General features: G+C 46.7%; 7 protein-coding genes and 1 pseudogene. 3 read left to right on the top strand and 5 right to left on the bottom strand.

All coding sequences use genetic code 11. The features are described from left to right. Positions 1-156: 156 nt before the first annotated feature. Positions 157-723: a chorismate lyase gene (locus VKJ25_RS10450; protein ID WP_324236572.1), complete on the top strand. Its 567-nt coding sequence runs from the start codon at positions 157-159 to the stop codon at positions 721-723. A gap of 378 nt (positions 724-1,101) precedes the next feature. Here VKJ25_RS10450 and VKJ25_RS10445 read toward each other — a convergent pair whose 3' ends face one another. The 5 genes from VKJ25_RS10445 to VKJ25_RS10425 form a co-directional block, all read right to left on the bottom strand. Further along, the gene (locus VKJ25_RS10445; RefSeq protein ID WP_324236571.1) at positions 1,102-2,799 is read right to left on the bottom strand and encodes a PEP-CTERM sorting domain-containing protein; all 1,698 of its coding nucleotides are present in this window, start codon (positions 2,797-2,799) and stop codon (positions 1,102-1,104) included. Between the two features lie 111 nt (positions 2,800-2,910). Beyond that, positions 2,911-3,555, bottom strand: coding sequence for a PEP-CTERM sorting domain-containing protein (locus VKJ25_RS10440; RefSeq protein ID WP_324236570.1), 645 nt, complete (start codon positions 3,553-3,555; stop codon positions 2,911-2,913). Positions 3,556-3,571: 16 nt separating this feature from the next. Continuing rightward, complete coding sequence (locus tag VKJ25_RS10435) at positions 3,572-13,033, bottom strand: LamG-like jellyroll fold domain-containing protein (protein WP_324236569.1); 9,462 nt, start codon at positions 13,031-13,033, stop codon at positions 3,572-3,574. Positions 13,034-13,196: 163 nt separating this feature from the next. Next, positions 13,197-14,462 (bottom strand): sensor histidine kinase, encoded by a 1,266-nt coding sequence (locus VKJ25_RS10430; RefSeq protein WP_324236568.1) that lies wholly within the window; start codon positions 14,460-14,462, stop codon positions 13,197-13,199. 69 nt (positions 14,463-14,531) lie between these two features. Next, positions 14,532-15,284, bottom strand: a complete 753-nt coding sequence (locus VKJ25_RS10425; protein WP_324236567.1) for a response regulator transcription factor — start codon at positions 15,282-15,284, stop codon at positions 14,532-14,534. Between the two features lie 631 nt (positions 15,285-15,915). Between VKJ25_RS10425 and VKJ25_RS10420 the strand changes: the two genes are divergently transcribed. Beyond that, on the top strand, positions 15,916-17,577 hold the full coding sequence (locus VKJ25_RS10420) for a CocE/NonD family hydrolase (RefSeq protein WP_324236566.1): 1,662 nt from the start codon (positions 15,916-15,918) through the stop codon (positions 17,575-17,577). 238 nt (positions 17,578-17,815) lie between these two features. Then, a pseudogene (locus VKJ25_RS10415) lies at positions 17,816-19,261 on the top strand (GUN4 domain-containing protein). The last annotated feature ends 136 nt before the right edge of the window (positions 19,262-19,397 follow it).

The raw sequence follows: 19,397 nt of genomic DNA, 5'->3' as shown, positions 1-19,397 counted from the left end.
TTTCCGGCGCTGGCGCAACGGTTGCAGGTCTGCGGCCTCCTGCCGGATCGCTAACCGTCTTGGGTTTGCTATCTTAAAAAAGACGTAAATTTTTGTAACTTCACTTTGATACACTCTTCCCCAACGGTGCTGGCTTCTTCCTGGCATAGCCTAGAATTGCTGTGGCAAGGAGACCAACAGACGGTGAAAACTGGTTTGCCCCACCGGCAACTCGCTCCGGCTTGGCAGATGCTAATCCTCGGAGACGGCTCTCCCACCCGCCACTTGCAACTACTGACGGGGGAAAAAACCGAGGTGGATGTGTTAGACATGTCCTTAGTTGAAAAAGCCGATCCGGCGGCGCCGGGCCAAATCGAAGCTGTGCCCCGTCCCTGGCTCCGGCGCCAGGTCTGGTTAAGAACCGCTTCGGGCCAGCGATTAGCCTACGCCGTCTCTTGGTGGGACGCCAGCCATGTGGACGAGTATTTAGAAAATCGCAGTTTGCCCATTTGGGAAAGTTTGTCCCGCCTCCACAGCGAACTCTATCGGGATGTGCAGGGTCTGTACTATGGAAACCAGCCCGCTTTAGAAACTGCCTTTCAAGAAACTGGCCCCTTTTGGGGGCGCCATTATTTGTTCTGGCACGCCGGTAAACCTCTGACCTTAATTTATGAAGTTTTTTCTCCCTACCTGCGGAAATACTTGGGAGATCCTTATGGTCATAGAAATCTAGACCCCTCGTAAAACCCAGCACTTGGGCTACACAAACCAATTCATTACTTTGGGGATCTAGGCTGTCACGTATTTGGGGCGACCGTTTCATGAATGTCAATATCTCCTGTGATGTGCATATTTCGAAGCAAGAAACAGGCTTCATGTTTACCTTCGGGGGGATTTTTTTAGACGACGAAAATGGGTGTTAACGCTCATCTCATTCTCAGCCCCCATAACAATCAATTTGCCAGCTTGATAGGTGGAAACAACGAGAGAAATCCCCAACTGGGTCAGAATTGCCGCAAAACTATCAGTATTTACGATTCTGAGGGGTTGCTCTAACGTTGAGGAATGATTTTGGGGATCGGTTTTCATATCTCGGTCATTGAGTAAAGCGTTGCCGTCAGGCTACTTATTCTTTCTATTTAGACGTTGCTTAAATGATGCCCCAAAAATAATTGCTGTGGTAGTTCCCAGAAGAGTTAAAGGTTCGGGAACTGGTTCTGTCTGGATATTCGGCAAAGGAATTTCCGTGTCTTGGATGAGAGAAACAGGCGTATAAAATCCTTCCTTGGGGTTGTAGGCACGAAATAGAAGATAGAAAGGATCATTCCCTGATACTGCTGTGGGCAACCAGTTGTTAGTTTGATCGCCACCGGGATTATCCCGCTGAATATAAATCGTAATCGACCCATCCTGATTAGGAATTAAGTCATTTTGACTACCGATAGTATAACGATCCAAGGGATTGGCAACGATTTCGCCAGTTTCTAAGTCGTACATTGTGATTGACCAGAAACCAGGATCATTCACTGGATCAAACCCCGCTTCAAACGTAAACGTATATTGCTTAGTTGGAGATAAGAGTTGATCGTTTTCATCGAAAAAACGAACGGGATAAACTGCTTCCTCAACTACATTTCCTCCTAAGCCACCACGAGCTAATAAGGTTCGGGGTAGATACTCATCCTCAAAGTTACCAAAAGGAGTTCCCAAAGAATAAAACCAACCATTGTGGACATCATTAATTAATAATTTCTGATCCTCAGAACAGTTATCAAAAGAAACATCACTGCCAACACAATAGGCTTGGTCTGGCTCAATGGTTTTGATAGCGGCGATTTCTTCTGCCTCTTTAATTCCCAAGAGCAGAGCGGCCGCTTCATCGAGATTATTGATAATAAATTGATCATCAAATTCGATTTGTTCACTTTCGACCGGGCTAATACCAATTTGAGCAATTTGCCCTAAAATTGGATTGTCTAGAGCCGGGGGAGGATTTTTGACTAACCAACGATTCAGAACATTGAAAAACTCTAGACCTTCAACATTTAATTCTGGAAACTCGATGCCAGGTTTTGTAATGATTGGATTTTTATAATCTGGGTCATTTCCGTCAATAATAAATGATTGATATTCATTAAGCGTTAGAAAAACGTTTTTTTGAATCAAGTTTACAACCTCATTGCGATCTGAGGTAGAGTTAGGCGTCACTTCAAATCGTCCGACAATCCAACCAGAATTGGTGGGTGATGTGATGGTTTTCGTGATAGGAAAAGGAATCGTTCCGTTGAAATTTGGCCCAACAATGGCATAAGTCCCTTCCCCCTGCCCAGTGGTACGACTTCCAACATAGTCATAGTCATTGGTGTAAGCATCCATAAATTGCCAAACAAAGTATTGATCAGCAAAGGGGGTTGTACTCCGGTCTGGGTTAAAGAGAATAAGGGGTTGATTCGTTAAGTCAATATGGGAGGAAGCATAGACAACATTGACATTCGGAGATACCCAAAGTTGATTATCGGGGAGTGGGGTAGCCGTATCGATGAATAATTTATTGATCGGAGCATAAACGGCATCAGCAGTCGGAATCGTTTGATTAAACTCCTTTTCGGCAACGGTCACTGGGGCAAAACCGTAAATCCAAGCATCTTTGGCTAATTCAGTAATGGTAGGAAGGGGCAACCCAATTGAGCCAGCCACTGCGGGCAGTGCCCCTAGTAATAGGGTGGTCGGTATGACCATCAACTGACAAATAGGAGAAATCAGTGCTTTCTTGGTCATCAGGCTAGATAAATATTGCAGGGACAGAATTTTGTTGAGCATGATAAACAAAAGTGTTGGTAAACAACTGAAAATAAAATAACTGTTAGACGAAGAATCTAAGGAAGCTTAGGATAAAATCGTAAAGCTTATGATTGATTTTGCACTAATCTCCTAAGACAATTTTTGACCACTTCCCTTGTGTCCGACTTTACGCTTAAACGTCGCCCCCCAAAAAAGGGCTGAGACAGCGCCTAACAGTGTAAAAGGTTCAGGAACAGCGGAATAAGAGGGTTTGCCAACGCCTGAGTCGTTGGGTAAGGCGGAAAGACTATAGTCAAAACTAGAATCATCGGGACTGACAAAGGCATTGTTAAAGTCAAACGAAAAATCGCCATTAATGTAACTGCCGTTGAGTCCCACAAAGGCGCTGGGGTCGAAAACGGCAAAATAGGCGACGGGCGCAGTCATTATGGTTTCCCCAATACTGCCGTTACAAAGATTACCGTAACAATAGTTAGCGCCATTAAAATCGAAATCAAAACCCGTTACCGTCGCCGTCGCCTGGGGTGATCCTGCCACGTCGGCATCGTCATAACGAAAAGTGCCATCAAAGGTTTGCCCAACGAGGGAGCCACTCTCGATCAAGACAGAAAATTCATAATGAATAATCGCCGCCTGGGCTGGAAAGGCGGTGAGAGTCAGCCCGATCGCCGAGAAAATGGCGCTAGTGGTAAAGGTTAAGAATTTCATGTTCATAATCAATGAGCAGGATTGATAAAAGATGGACAAGGTTGAGAAAGGTGGCAAGGGAGACATAGGGGGGATTCAGTCCCTAAAAGCAAAAATTAGTGGCATCACTCAGGCCCCCAACATCCACATCGAATAGAAATGCAAAGGCCCGACGACTGGCTGCTCCCAAACTCCCGTCAGGATCGATAAACAGTTGGGAATGGGTTTCCCCAGCGGCACCAAACTGGACATAACCATCGGCGATCGGGTCACTGCCTCCATAATTGAGCGTGTCGAGTAGTTGACTGAGATCGATTAAATCAACGCCGACTTCAAAGTCAAAAATGAGGTCGCCCGCGTCGTGTAAAGCCGTGAACACAAAGGTGTCGTTGCCAAGCCCGCCGGTTAGTTGATCACTGCCTCGATTTCCGCTGAGAAAATCATCGCCACTCCCGCCTAGCAATTGGTCGTTACTGGAACCGCCGAAAAGGCGATCATTCCCGCCTTCTCCCAAAATATAAGAATCTTGAGCGCTCACCTGAACCACATCGTCCCCCTCTCCAGCGGCGATCGGTTGGCTAAAGTCGCCTCCCTGGCTAAAGGATTCCAGGATTCGTAAGTCAAAGTTGCGATTGGACTGCCGTAGAATAATGTCATCAATCAGGGGAATATCCACAGAGAGGGTTTCGACCCCCGGCCCAAAAATCAGTTTGCCGGAGCGAGGGATAAAATGGGTGCCCGCATCAGCAGTACCATCGAGAGTCGTGTAATTTAGGGTTAAGCCTTCACTAATGTCACCAGTTCGGGTAACTGTGAACTTAGCCTCTGATTCGCTTTCAGAAACCACCCCTTCAGAGACAAAAATGCGGGGGGTTGCGTCGAAGACGGCGACGGAATTTTCTTCTGGCGCAGTCAAGCTTGTAATGGCGACCTCGACGGAACCAATATCATCGTTGGTGGTGACAACTGTTAGTGTGTCCAGAGAGATAACCCGAACTCCGGGTGTGACATAAATAGACGCTTCTGCCGACGTATATTTATCGTAGGTAACGCCATTACCAGATACGGTTCCTTGGTTGGTAAAGTCACTCGCTAAGAATAGAGTGTCGGTAAAACCATTTGCGCCAGAATCTGCATCCACAAAGAGGCTGTTACTGGTGGTAGATAAATTCAGAACCGTTAAGGCATTGAGGGTTAACGTATTTTCGCCATAGCCGGTCATGTCAATAACTTCTAGATTTTGGAGTCGCAAACCACTGCTTAGCTCGGTTAAATCCCAGACTTGATTGAGCGCTCCTGCCAGCTTAAGAGTGTCGCGCCCACTGCCCCCATCAACTCGTCGAAAATCGGTATCGCCAATGGCAAGGACATCATTACCGGAGCCACCCACAAGGACATCAAACCCTCCTCGGCCGTCCAAAAAATCTGCGCCATTGCTCCCGATAATTTTATCTCCCGTTGCTGTTCCCTCCAAAACATCGTTGGCGATCGTTCCCCCTTGGCTCAATGTTGCGAGGAAATCACCGCCAAACAGCACATAGCTAAGGTTATCCACACCCGGTGCGCCAATGGCAAAATCGGCAAACCCATCGCCATTCACATCCTCACCGCCACCGAGGGTTAAGCCAGCTTGGGAGTTGGCCAGCCCTTCGATGGTTAGTCCGAATAGGGGTAAACCATCAGCAGTAACGGTTGTTGTGGCTGATGTGGTGAGGCTGGGAAGGAAAATAAAATCAGTCTGTCCTACATTTTTCCAGTTAGGACTGCCAAAAACGACATAGACTTTGGATGCACTGGGTTGTCCGACAATGACATCATCAAAGCCATCCCCATTAATATCTCCATTGCCGATTAACTGCAAAGGATTGGTGTCAGCAATGTTTTCACCTTCTAGCGAGGCGTAAGTGTAATTTGTTTCTCCACTGCCACTAATGGCAAGATAAAAAAGATTGTCCTCAATCCCTGAGCCAATCACCACAAAATCGCCCTTGCCATCCCCATTAACATCGCCAATGTCTAAGACATCCAATTGGGGTGATAAAGATAAATTAACGGTCGGTAATTGCCCATAGGTGAGAGCAGTGTCTGTTTGACCAAAATTAGCCGAACCATAAATGACATAGGGAATTCTTAGTTCAGGGGTGCTGCTAGCGTTAATGCCAATCAAGTCGCTGTAACCATCATTGTTGGTGTCGGCGATCGCCGTAATACCTAAAAATTCTGTGAACGTTAGGGGGGCATTACTCAAATCTAACGCCACCGGATCGGCGATCGTTCCCTCGGCATTACCCACAACCCAGTAAAGTGCTTCCGTTGTCTGTATCAACCAGTCGTTAAATCCATCGCCATTGGGATCTAATCCCGGCACAATGTTTGTAATTGACCCAGATAATGAGGATAGAGAGAAGGACGGTAACGTGGAAATATCTAACGTTTCTTGGGTTCCTAACGTCTCATTCCCCAACAATAAACTCGTGATGGCTGAAACCATTGTAATCGTTGCTCCCGCTTCCAGAGCGCCGTTATTTCCTTTTTGGCTACTGTCATCTACCGTTCCATTATCAAAGGTGTAATCCCCGACTAAATTGGTTTGGGTTAGAGGCTTGTCAATGGTTTGGTTGAGATTGGCCTGAATTTCGGCTTGGGTACGGGCCACATTCCAGATACGGAGATTATCGATCTGCCCAGCAAAATAGTTAGGGCGATCACTCGCACCCCTTCTGCCTAAAAATAGAGGAGAGTTATTTTGAGTGCTGTTGGTGGTGGTATCAGTTGCGGAAGCCGCAAGTTCGCCATCCAAATAAAGGTATAAATTTTTACCGTCTTTAACAAAGGCGACATGGTAGAACTGGTTAGTTCCAATTTTTGCGCTTATGGCAGGATTATTTGTGCCATCAAAACGAGCGACAAGAATTTCTCCAGCGCTTCTCTGATAGCGAATAACAAACGGATATCCCCCTTGCTCTGACCATTTTTCAATGATGTCATTGTCCCCCTCTTGGGTATCTGGCTGTTGGGTATCGATCCAAATCCACGCTTCTACAGTAAAGTTGTCATTCGTATCAAAGTTAATCGCTTCGATATTGGGAATTTGAGCATAATTGTTAATGCCATTCAAATTTAGGGCAGAATTGCTCGTTTCTGCCACAACATCTTGCAAACCATCCCCATTGACATCCCCCACGGCGGTGTACTGGGTAGAAACCGCTTGGGTTAAGGTCAATTCACGAGTAACCAGACTGTCATCGAGAAGTGCTTGGGTGCCGCCCCCAAAGACAAGAGTACTAGCGGTGGGGGTATTGTTGACCAAGGTTTCACTATAGCCATCACCGTTTAAATCCCCCAGTAAAATCACCTGTGGAGCGGCGGTGGGGTTGTCAATTGCGCCCGGAATAATCAATCCCTGATTGGATGTCAGGTCTTTAATTTTCAAGCTGCCTTCGTCCGCCAGCCAAGGATGGCCAAATAAAATGCCCACTTGATTGCCAACGAGGGCGCTGGCGAGTAAATCCTCTACGCCATCACCATTGACATCTACCGCATCGGTGGCCGGAACCATTAAGTCTTGGGGATTGGTTCCATTCAACGTGAAGTAATTAAAACTCGGATCGGGGGCACTAGCCAATTGGTTAAAGAAAGCTGTTCCTTGGGTAGCGCCGGGTTGCAGGGGGGTAATGGTGCTGTAGGCGTTGCCCGTGGCGCTGCTCCAAAGGGGATTATTGCTACTGCTGGTATTGCCAAACAGGATATGGGCTTGACCGGCGCTGTAGCCCGCATTCGGGGAACCAATCAGTAAATCATTAGCACCATCGCCATTAAAATCGCCTGCATCTGCCACCAAACGACCCAAATGGGCGCTGGCTTCTGGAGCCGTGAGAATTAGGTTACTGTCCCAGGCTAACGACAAGGGATCTTGATCAATGTAGTCAGCAAAACTGGAGCGCCCCGCGACCACATAAACACTCCCAGCCCCTTTGCTTTCCGCCGGAGCGCCGATCGCCAAATCTTCGTAGGTATCACCGTTAAGATCCCCAGCGCCAGAAACGCTATAGCCTGCATCCCCATCACTGTTAAAAATGGAAGAGCCATCCAAGATAAAACCGTTATTGGCCCCCAGAGCGCTTTGGGTGAGTCCGGTGGCAAAATTGCCCCCCTGTCCGAGCAAAACGTAGGCGCGACCCGTGGTTAGGGTCAGGTCATTACTGCCAGTAATATTCTGGTTATCGGGAACGGTAGGCGTGGTGGCCAGCCAAGCATTAATGGCATCCTTGGGAGCGTTGACATTTTGAAAACGGCTGTTAAAGGTGACCGTTTGTTGGTAATTAGGAGCGCCAATCACAATGTCGGCATGGACATCGGCGTTGAGGGTATGGCGACTGCTGTTAACCGGCACAATGTCCACCGCAAATCCAGCGGTACTACCCGCTTCGCCGGTAAAAATTAATTGGGGCGTTAAACTACTGCTGGCGCTACCATAAATGGCATAGACTTCTCCGGCCCCGGCGGAGCCATAGGGAGCGCCCACCAAAATATCCGCATAATCGTCACCGTTTAAATTCCCCACCGCTAAGGCAGTTCCCGCTTCACTGGCAGAACTAAAGCCGCTAATGGCTAAGGCCTTGCCTTCACTAACGAGGGTGGCCAGGTTGAGGCTACTGTTGGCGGTGAGGTATTCGCCAAAGACAACATAAATAATGCCTGCCTGGTTGTTACCTCGCGGTGCGCCAATCACTAAATCAGCTTTGCCATCGCCATTGATATCTCCTACCCCCAAGGTATAACCGGCATTTTCTTGGCTACCTTCTACCCCAGTAATCAGGACACCCCCAGTGGGAACGGTGGTTGGATCTAGGGTTAATCCGGCATTACTGTTAAGCGTTTTCCCAGCCGGAATGATGATAATGGCGCCGTCCCCCGTTGCGCCATTGGCGCTGGGTTTGGCATAGGGGGCCGCAATGGCGATTGCCATTTGACCATCAAGAAATGCGCCAGCGGCCATGGCAGTACCAACATAATCTTCGCTGGTAGCTAACGTCAGCCCACTATCAATCTGAGCCAGACTCGACACTTCATCTTCAAGAATGTCCCCCTGGGCAGAAATGACATCCCCGGCGGTTCCCGATTGACTGGGATTCGGTAATAAGGGTTGGAATTGAGTCGCTGTGGCGCCATCACTAAAAACGACCTTGACGGTGTAGTTCGAGGTGGAGGCTGTCCCTTGAAAATAAAGATCAAAAGTTTCTGTAATGCCCAAGAGGGTATGGCTAACGCCACTGGCATTATTAGTCAGTTCATCACCTTGGATGATTGCGAGGGGAAGGTGACCATCCGTTGCCCAATTACTACTCCAAATAGTGTTGCCATCAGGGCTGGTGACTTGGATCGCGTTGAGGGTGGCATTGGGATTGACGAGGGAAATTTGGGTATAAAGATCCGTCACCCCATCGGGGGCTAAGCCAGAAGTGGAAACAACGTCATAGGTTGGCAGACGGGAGAGTAGGGGCTGAGTCACCGGATCTTGGGGCTGAGGCGCAAATAGATTACTACTACTCCATTCACTGCCGTCGTAAACCGCATAAAACGTGCCATCTTTCACCACATTGGCGGGAAGATTATAGCGGGCGACATAATGATTGCTGATGGCATTGACCCCAGTAATGCCAGGATCATAATTCGTGATGTTGCCGCTCGCATCCACTGTGGGATCGGGCGTTGGCGTAAAGAGGGCGTTGTAAATGGCGATTTCATCTAACTGTCCGTCCAGATTTTGACCGGCTACCACCGACGCATCGGCTTTGGGGTTGGCACTGCCCTGTTGTTGCCCGACTAAGGCGCCGTTTAAATATAAGGCGGAGATCGGATTGTCTTGAGTACCGTTAATGCTGCTGTCCAGCGTCGCCACCACGTAATACCATTCTCCGGTGGTCAGCGCCTCACTGGTAATTTCGCCATTGCCCACATCAAACACCAGCGTTCCCCCTTCCCCAGTTTGTAGAATCCATTCGGGGGTCGGGGTTGAATTACTGTCGGTGGCGAGGGGCAGTTTTTGTAAGAGAATTTGACCGCTGGCCGTGCTATCCAGTTTGACCCAGAGTTCGAGGGTGTAACTGCCGTTTAAACTGCTTTGACTAAAGGGAATGGAAAGATACCCCCCCGCTGTGGCGCTAAATTGGGCCGACGCATCGGGGTCACCATCACCCGTTTCGGTGTTCACTAACGCACTATCGGCCACAATGGCCACCGTTCCCCCTACATAGGCGCCGTTATAGGTACTGCCTAAATTACCTAAATTTTGGGCGACGGAACTGCCACTGTCGTTGAGGCGATAGTACCAAGCCGGATCGTCATCTAAGACCGTGGCGCTGTAACTCGGCGCAATATCGTCAGTCCAGTAAATGGCAGGATTAGAGCCAAAGGCATCCAGAATCAGCTTACTAACCCGTAAATCGCTCTGCTGGGCGACAATCGCCGCTTCTGTCCATTGGTCATTGCTGGCATCCCAGGTACTGGTGTAGATGGTGGAGAGGGGTTCATCATTAATGGCGCTATCGGAGACCCAAGCTAACCTTAAATTGCCGTCGGGATCTTGTCCCACCGTGGGTAAACTATCGGTTCCCGCCATCGCAAACGCCACTTCTGGCGCACTCCAATCGCTCCACACACCTCCACTGGCGGGACGACTGGAGAGGCTGTAATAAATATCGGTCGCTTGGATCGCTGCTTGCACTTCATCAGGAGTACTGTTGGCGTTTAAATCCCCTGCTGTTTCGGAAAAACCCCACACCAAAATACGGTTAAGGGTATAGTCGGCAAAATCCTCAATGGTGGCCGGATTGGCGATCGCCCCGGTACTGGTGTTGGTATAGAAAAATTCACCACTAGGGTTGAAATTAAACCCCGGATGAAGGCTCTCATTGGTTTGATTCACCACGGTGGGAATATCCCAACCCCGCCCAGAACTATCCAACGCCGAGGCATATACCCGACTAACTACCGCGCCGGTTTGACTGGCCAGGGGAAGGGTACTGTCACCGCCCGCCGCCACCCAAGCCAATAACACTGACCCGGTATAGGGGTCAAACGCCAGGGTAATATCATCATCTGCCGTTAAATCATTGAGGGTTCCGGCGCTGGGATCAGATAAGTCGGAGCGGACGGCCCCTGTCGTTTGGTAAAGAATGTTGGAGCCAGTCGTGGGGGCATAAATGACAGTGACATCACCTGTATTGCCGCTGGCCGTACTGTCAGTTATGCTGTCCGTTGCTAAGGTTGCTGATGAATTAGTGGATAAATCAAAAGAATAGCTAACCCCTTTATTCCAGCCCCAAGACCAATTCCAGAGCAAAAATGAAGCGCTGGCCGACAAATTACCCGCAAAATCTAAATCGACTGAGGCCGCCCCTGTATTATCCACATTCAAGTCAATGCCAATGTCAGCTCCCGCTCCCATGTTGCCTTGTAGGGTATTGAACAACACGCCGATACTGCCGCTCAAGTTCGGCGCATAATCCAGCCCAATAGTCAGATCCTCAAAGGTATAGTTTTTCAAATCGCCCAACAACGTGCCCACCTGCTCCACAATTTGCAACCCATAGAGCAAGCCGATCAGGGTTTCCACCGTCGCGACAGGATAATTTAAAATTCCTCCCTCAGCGGGTTCCACTTCCCCTTGGGCGTTTTCTTCCAGGGTCAGCAGAGCAATGGTTTGCAATAGAGCCAGGGGCAAACCCGCTAACGCTTCACCTTCTGTTCCATTCAAAAAGGCCGTGATGGTTTGATTGACCATCTGGATGGAACCCGGAGTGTTGACATTCCCCGTCAGGTAAATCGGCAGTTGCGGTGTCGTTGATTTGGTTGCTAAGTCAACACCAGTATTAACCGTGAAATTCAGTTTAGATAAGGTGACACTCCCCTGCAAAATCCCTCCCTTTAGCTTTGCGGGTAGAGGGGGAACAGACAGTTGAATCGCATCAAACGTTCCAAATCCCAGCGTCAAACCTATGGAAGCGTCTGAGTATTGCAAATCCCCCGACTCATCCGGGGTAAATGTGGTGCTCAGGTCTAACGAAAGGGACAGGGAGGTTCCCACAAATTGATCTCGACCTGAGCTTTCATCGGAGCCAGATGTAATGGTTGGCCCTTCGGCAATCGAAACATTAGTATCTAGTACGTAAACCACTTGTCCATCTTGGACTTCCTTGCTCGTGCCAATAGACCCCGTCAGGGTATACGTTTGATTGCTATCGGCCGGAATCAAGGAGGCGGGTAGCGGAATTTGCCCCGTTAAAATCCAACTGGCGGCGGCAAACGTTAAATTAAAGCCTTGGGTGGTGCCGAAGGGAGTGGTGGCAATACTGCTAGAGGTTGCGCCCAATCCCAACAAAGCCTCATTACTTTTGGAATTAATCGTGTCAGCAGTCAAAAACTGGGCCTCAGGCCCCAGAGGTTCATAGCTGGCAGGAATCGGTATTTGGTCAGCAAAGGTGACCATATTGCCGTTTTGATCGGTGAGCGTATCGCTAGTGCGAGCATCCCCCGTAAACGCAATGAATTCACTGTAAAGATCAGTATCGTCGTTGGTTTGGCTGGCAACGGGAAAAATCGCGCTGGCTAGGGAACTGATGGCAATGGTAGTAGGGGTGTTTGAACCGACCGGAATGGTTTGTAACTGAATCTCCTCGCTTGCGCTTTGACTCTTGAGTATCCAGACGGCATCGTCACTATCAACAGAACGGTCTAGCCCTGTGTTTAAGCCATAGAGATCTTCACTGGGGGAAAAAACGGTTGCATCGGCATTGGCCAAAATTTGTTGGTTAGCTAGATCAAAATTAAAGTTGAAGGTGTCGAGGGCTAACTGTTGGCTAAGGTCATAACTGGCTAAAACCGTCGTGCCATCCGCCGACAGCGCCAACATTGTCCAGCTTGTCAATTCATTGCTAATACCATCCCCTAAACTGTTATTCGCGCCCCGCCCCGATAAAATGCCATCGCCATTGCTATCAACACCAGTAAAACGAAAGCTAATGAGGGTATTTTGATCGCCTAAACTGCCCCGCCAGTTGGCAATGTATTCCACCGTGGTATCGACTTGGGAATAGACCACGGATACCGCCGCCGGAGTCGCTATACCTTCTTGGGTAATGGTGGCTGGGGTAAGCGCAAGCGCCGGATCTTGGCTAAAAACGGTGTCATTGGGATTATTAAGATTAGGAGCGCCAAATTCGACGGCATTTGACCACTGAACCGTTTGGTCTTCCCCATAGCGCCCCACGACATAAAACAGGTCGCCGTTGCTATCGGCCCAAATTGCCACCAACCCTGGCGCATACTCGGTAAAGGTTTGCCCCGTTCCCGTATCTGTGACTTGGTAGGGAATAATATCGCCGGTAATCAGTTGCAGTTTGCCCCCGCCAACCGATGTGGCCACAGGACGACCTTCCACCCACTGGTTAGCGGTTTCATCAAAATAGCTATGCCACAGGGCCCCGCTCTGTTCCCAAACGGCGTGTTCGGTCCCGGCCGCATCAACGGTAATAGCGGCAAATGCTCCGTAGTTGTTAGACATGGTTTGAAACGAGAAAAGTGACTAACCCAAGGCGGCAATCTCAAAACCACAAACGACCTTTGGGTGATTTAGATCACGCTCTTGTCCAGTTAAGCGCTTTTCTGATTCTTTGGGTAGGGGATCAGTCCAAGGGGGGGATAAAACCAGGGCGTTGACCCTTTATTCAAACAACCTCTGAGAGAATCGGCAAGGTGACGGTGAAACAGGCCCCTCCGGTTTGGGGATCGTTGGCGGCGCCGAGGCTTCCCTGATGGGCTTCAATAATCTCTTTAGCGATAGCCAACCCCAAACCGCTACCGGATCGGGGAGACTGCCCCCGATGGCGGGAGGGATCGCCCCGGTAGAGGCGGTTAAAAATAAAGGGCAGATCCTGGGGATTAAAGCCGGCGCCTTGATCCAAGACTTGCACCTGGGCCTGGGAAGCGCCTAAATCGGCCCACACGGTAATTACCCCCCTCTCTGGGCTATGTTTCAGACAATTGTCGAATAAATTGATAAACACTTGAATGAGTCGATCCCGGTCGCCCCGGAGCCATAACTGCTCGGCGCCTTGGTAATCCAGTTGAATCTGTTTTTCCTGAGCTAAGGGTAACAGGCGTTGCCAACTGGAGAGTAAAACGTCTCGCAGATCCAAATCTTCCAAATCCAGACACTGCCCCGGATTCTCCGTAATCTGGGAAAGGCTGAGCCATTCGTCTACCAGTGCGCGTAAGCGCTCAGTTTCTGTCAGCATCTGTCCCACCCAGCCCTGTTCTGGGGATTGAAGTCGGGGAAAGAGAGCCTCGGCGACTAAGGAAATCGCCGTCAGGGGCGTGCGTAACTCGTGGGTCAGATCGGCGAAGACTCGGTCGCGACTACGGCGCAATTCCGCTAGGGGCTGGAGATTTTCGATAAAAATGGCCACCTGTCCCCGGGGTAGAGGATAGCTATACCCTTTCAGTAACCAGGAGGAGAGGTTGCCTGGATTAAGGGTCTCCGGGTTGATGGGCGGAAAAAAAAGCCATTCCTGAATATGGGGGGTTTGGGTCTGGCGAGTCCGCTCCACCAATTGGTCTAACTCGGAAGACCGCACCCATTCTAACAGTAACCGGTACTGCCTTGATTCCCAGCGGTCAATCTGGAGCCATTTCTGGGCCTGACGGTTACACCAGAGTAAATGGTTGTCTTCATCCACCTGGAGATAGCCCCAGGGGGCCTGCTCTAAGATCAAGCGGGACTGGCTTCGCTCCTCCAGCAGACGGGATTCCCGGTCTTTAAGATAAGCGAGTTCCCGGCGTACTAAGGAAATTAGCGAGAGAGAACGAGCGACCTGGGGGGTATCTTCCAGGGAAGTCAAAAAAGGCATTAACCGGCGCTTGAGCCGCCAACGCTCCCCCAATCCCAGGGCAAAACCTAGAAGTCCGCCCAACACTAGGGCCAAAACATCCATCGCTTACCCCCCACGGTCGATGCGCCAACACCTATTTAGAATAGACGAGGTTAAGAGAAAATTAACCGCCTAGCCAAACCGGTAGCCAAAACCCCTAACGGTAATAATATACTCGGGCTGACTGGGGTCTAGTTCTAGTTTTTCCCGTAACCAACGAATATGGACATCCACGGTTTTGGTGTCGCCTAAAAAATCCATGCCCCAGACTTGCTCGATTAGTTGTTCCCGGGACCAAACCCGGCGGGGATGGGCCATAAATAATTCCAGTAGGCGGTATTCCTTCGGCGCTAAACTCACCTCTTCCCCCCGGAGAACGACCCGGCATTCCTTGGGATAGAGCACTAAATCCCGAAACTTGCGGAAGGTGTTGGTCGAACCCGCGCCGAAACTTTGGCGCCGAATCAGGGCCCGACAACGGGCAACCAATTCCCGCATACTAAAGGGTTTGCTCAGGTAATCGTCGGCGCCGACTTCTAGCCCCAAAACCCGATCCGTTTCGCTGGCCTTGGCGCTGACGATGAGGATAGGTAGGGTGTTGCCTTGATAACGGAGGGTGCGGCAGATATCCAGACCGTTGACCTGGGGAAGCATCAGGTCCAGCAACATCAGATCGATAGGCGGTTGATTGGAGGCGGCCTCAATATCTTGGATCAGCGCCAAGGCGCTGCGGCCATCCTCGGCCCAGAGGACGTCGTAGCCTTCTTCCTGAAGTGCGAGCACCAGCATTTGGCGGATGACTTCTTCATCTTCTACCACTAAAATTCGGTAAGTTTGACTTATTTTTTGGGCGGACGCATACTGGGGAACGTCAAGGGATAGCATAAAAACCTTCTACTGCTGGCTCCTATGCTCAGATATATCACGAATCCGGGGGCAGGGGTGACGGGACAACTGTATGATTTGTTACCAAACCCTGTCCCGCTGGCGCGGTCTAAGGCTTATCGCTTCTAGGGTTCGAGCCAAAGTGGAAGATTTGCTTAAATTTTGTGGTGAACGTAATCCAGTGATTCAACCCGCCTGAGAAAGCTACGGTGTACACAGATCTTGGTTCAAGACTCAGTTTTGGGTTTGATCCCCCTAAATCCCCCTTTGTAAGGAGGACTTTGAAGACTCCCTCGCTGACAAAGGGGAGATATAAAAAAGTAGATTTCAATCCCCCTAAATCCCCCTTTGTAAGGGGGACTTTGAAGAACATCCATAACATAAAATTTTTATACTATAAACTCAAAGAAATGATTTGTGAAAAAAATTTTAGGGGTTTGGTTTCCAAATCCCATTTTTTTTATTGTTAATTATTAGACATCTCTAAAAATCAAAAATAGAATCAATTATTATCTATAAATCATCAATTATTCCCCTCCTGGGAGGGGTTAGGGGTGGGTTCCCTATCCCCTATTTCCTATTACCTATTTCCTCTTCCCTCTTTTAATTATTAATTATTAAACCTATTAAAATGAAAATTTTACCCAAAGAAACTACATCCATGTTAACAAGAGATGGAGTACGTTTAGATGCTGATATTTATCGCCCCGATGCAGAAGGAGAATTTCCCATAATATTAATGCGACAACCTTATGGTCGAGCGATCGCTTCCACAGTGGTTTATGCTCATCCAAAATGGTACGCTGCTCATGGTTATATTGTAATTATTCAAGATGTCCGAGGTAGAGGTACATCCGAAGGAAAATTTCAATTATTTACCCATGAAATTGAAGATGGAATTGATACTATTAATTGGGCAAAAAATTTACCAGGTAGTACTGGCGAAATAGGAATGTATGGATTTTCTTATCAAGGCATGACTCAACTATATGCTGCTAGTGCTAAACCTCCTGCTTTAAAAACAATTTGTCCGGGAATGATTGGTTATGATTTATATCAAGATTGGGCTTACGAAGGTGGAGCTTTTTGTTTACAAACAAATCTTGGTTGGGCAGTTCAGCTAGCAACAGAAACTGCTCGTTTACAAGGAGATGAAAAGTCTTATCAAGAACTTTATCAAGCTTCCAGAAATTTGCCTTTATCTACTACAAATCCTGCCTTCCCAAAAGTGATGAATGAGTATGGAAAAGAATCTTTTTATCATCAGTGGATAGAAAATTATCAATCTAATGAATATTGGCAAAACCTATCACCAAATATGGAAAATGTAGACCTGCCAATCTTACATATCGGCGGTTGGTTTGATACCTATTTACGAGGTACAATTCATTTATATAAAGAAATGGTAAACCGCAGTAAATTCTTACAAAAATTAATTGTCGGTCCCTGGTCTCATATTCCTTGGGGAACAAAAGTAGGAGCTGTAAATTATGGTTTAGCAGCTTCTAACCCCATAGATGATTTACAAATATTATGGTTTAATCAATTTCTGAAAGGAATAAATACAGGAATATTAGAGCGATCGCCTGTTTCTTTATTTGAGATGGGAAGTAATGAATGGCGTAATTTTAATTGTTGGCCGAGTAATAATAATAAGTTCTATTATTTGGCTAGTACAGGACTTGCTAATATGAGGGAAGATTCGGGAAGTTTAACGGAAAATTGCCCTGATATTTCTGTTGATGATACGTTTGTACATGACCCTTGGCGACCAGTTCCCACATTGGGAGGTCATGCGACATTTCCAGCCGGTTCTTTTGAACGTTCAGAATTAGATTGTCGGACTGATATTTTGACTTATACTTCTGAATTTTTAAGGTCAGACTTACACATAGCTGGAGATATTTTTGTGAATGTTTATTGTACGGCAGATACAAGTAGTTTTGATCTTTATGCTGTGTTGTCTGAAGTGAGAAAAAATGGGAATGTTTATAATTTTAGTCAGGGTTATATTAAGGTGGTTGATAATGATTTGCCAGTGAAAATTTGTTTACAACCAACTTGTATGAAAATTGCTAAAGGTAATGGGATAAGATTGAGTTTAAGTGCTGCTTGTTTTCCAGCTTATTTAATTAATCCTGGTATAGATAAACCACCAGCAGAAGTAAAATTAATTGACGCAAAAATTATTACCATAACTGTTAGTTTCGGGAAAAATTATCCTTCTATAATTTCTTTGTCAATGACGAAGGAAGAAGGAAGAAGGAAGAAGGAGCGAAGTTATAAAATATAGCAATCAGGAATCAGATTTAGCTGTAGGGGTTTGGTCTCCAAACCCAAGTACTAAGGGATTTGGAGACCAAACCCCTACGATAATCTTATAACCTAATTTAGGGTTGCTATAGAAATTATTCAATAGGTTTGAATTTTAACAACATACATAAGGAAGGATTGCGATAATTTTCATTATTAATTATTCATTCTAAGCGCGGATTGTTATAATTTTCATTATTGATTATTAATTATTAATTATGTCCCAGTGTCTTAATCCAGAGTGTTTAACTATTAACCCAGACAATTTTAAGTTCTGTCAAAAATGCGGAAATAAACTATTACTTGTAGAACGTTATTGGGCAAAAAGTATTCTCGGACAAGGTGGTTTTGGTCGAACTTTTTTAGCAGTAGATGAGTTTAAACCTTCTAAACCTTTTTGTGTCATTAAACAGTTTCTCCCTGAGCTACAGGAAACCAAAACTGTGGCAAAAGCTGCGGAGTTATTTGCACAGGAAACAGAAAGGTTGAAGTTATTAGGAAAGCATTCCCAAATCCCTGAACTTTATGGTTATTTTACTGTGGATAATCGTCAATATTTAGTACAGGAATTTATTCAAGGTGAAACTCTACAAAAATAGTTAGAAAATTGTGGCGTTTTTAATGAAAGTCAAATTAGAGAATTGTTAATAGACTTATTATCTGTTTTGCAATTTGTTCACGGTCATAATGTAATTCATCGGGATATTAAGCCGGAGAATATTATTAGGAGAGAGGCAGATAAAAAGTTAGTTTTGGTTGATTTTGGAGCATCTAAAATTTTACCAACAACTCAACGTCGGACAGTGACAGGAACAGTTATTGGTTCAGCAGAGTATTGCGCCCCGGAACAGTCAATGGGAAAGGCAAAATTAGCTAGCGATTTGTATAGTTTGGGAGTAACTTGTTTACATTTATTGACTCAGATGAGTCCCTTTGATTTGTATGATGTAATGGAAATGGAATGGGTATGGCGAGATTGTTTAAATGTAAATTTTGTCAGTGATAATTTGGCTAAAGTTTTAGATGGTTTGGTAGAGCAAAAACCAAAGCAACGTTATCAGCAGGTTGAAGATGTTTTGGCTGATTTAGGATTTGGTAATTCTTCTGTTTCTGTTACTCAAGAATTGCAAAATTCTCCAAAAAAATCTGTTTCTGCTACTCAAAAAAATCAACAACCTCGACAAAATTTTGTTTCTAATAATGTACCTTTAATCTCAGCTAGAGGAGTAAAATATGAAAAATTGCGCGATCTATTAGCATCAGGAAAATGGAAAGAAGCAGACAAGGAAACTGCTAATTGTATGTTGAAAGTTGCAAGACAAGAAAATGAAGGTTGGTTGAGAGTAGAAGATATAGATAATTTTCCTTGCGAAGACCTGGGAACTATTGACCAACTTTGGGTAAAATATAGTAATGGTAAATTTGGCTTTTCAGTGCAGAAGCAGATTTATCAGAGTTTGGGTGGTACAAGGAAGTATGATAGTAAAATATCAAGAAATTTTGGCGATCAAGTTGGATGGCGTCAAGGAGGAACCTGGTTGTATTACTCAAACCTAACTTTTAGTCTGAACACATATAAGGGGCACCTCCCTTGGCTTGCTGTGCGATTGTGGACGGTAGTTGGTTCTTCTCTCGTGCAAAAACTTGTAGAATGTAAAATATAGCTGTTTCAGCCATCTGAAATTTAGTTATCAGTTATCAGTTTTTAATAATCTATTTATCACTCATCAAATGTCAGCCTTTTCCCCTTTCCATGACACAAGTTATTGTCATTGCGAGGCGGTGATAGAAACTGTTAAC

Source organism: Okeania sp., from assembly GCF_035285525.1.
Lineage (GTDB): Bacteria > Cyanobacteriota > Cyanobacteriia > Cyanobacteriales > Microcoleaceae > Trichodesmium.
This window is presented reverse-complemented; position numbering and strand designations above follow the sequence as displayed.

Coding starts and splice junctions, on each gene's coding strand:
- VKJ25_RS10445 (WP_324236571.1), bottom strand. CDS start 2,799: ATGCTCAACAAAATTCTGTCCCTGCAATATTTATCTAGCCTGATGACC.
- VKJ25_RS10440 (WP_324236570.1), bottom strand. CDS start 3,555: ATGTCTCCCTTGCCACCTTTCTCAACCTTGTCCATCTTTTATCAATCC.
- VKJ25_RS10435 (WP_324236569.1), bottom strand. CDS start 13,033: ATGTCTAACAACTACGGAGCATTTGCCGCTATTACCGTTGATGCGGCC.
- VKJ25_RS10430 (WP_324236568.1), bottom strand. CDS start 14,462: ATGGATGTTTTGGCCCTAGTGTTGGGCGGACTTCTAGGTTTTGCCCTG.
- VKJ25_RS10425 (WP_324236567.1), bottom strand. CDS start 15,284: ATGCTATCCCTTGACGTTCCCCAGTATGCGTCCGCCCAAAAAATAAGT.
- VKJ25_RS10420 (WP_324236566.1), top strand. CDS start 15,916: ATGAAAATTTTACCCAAAGAAACTACATCCATGTTAACAAGAGATGGA.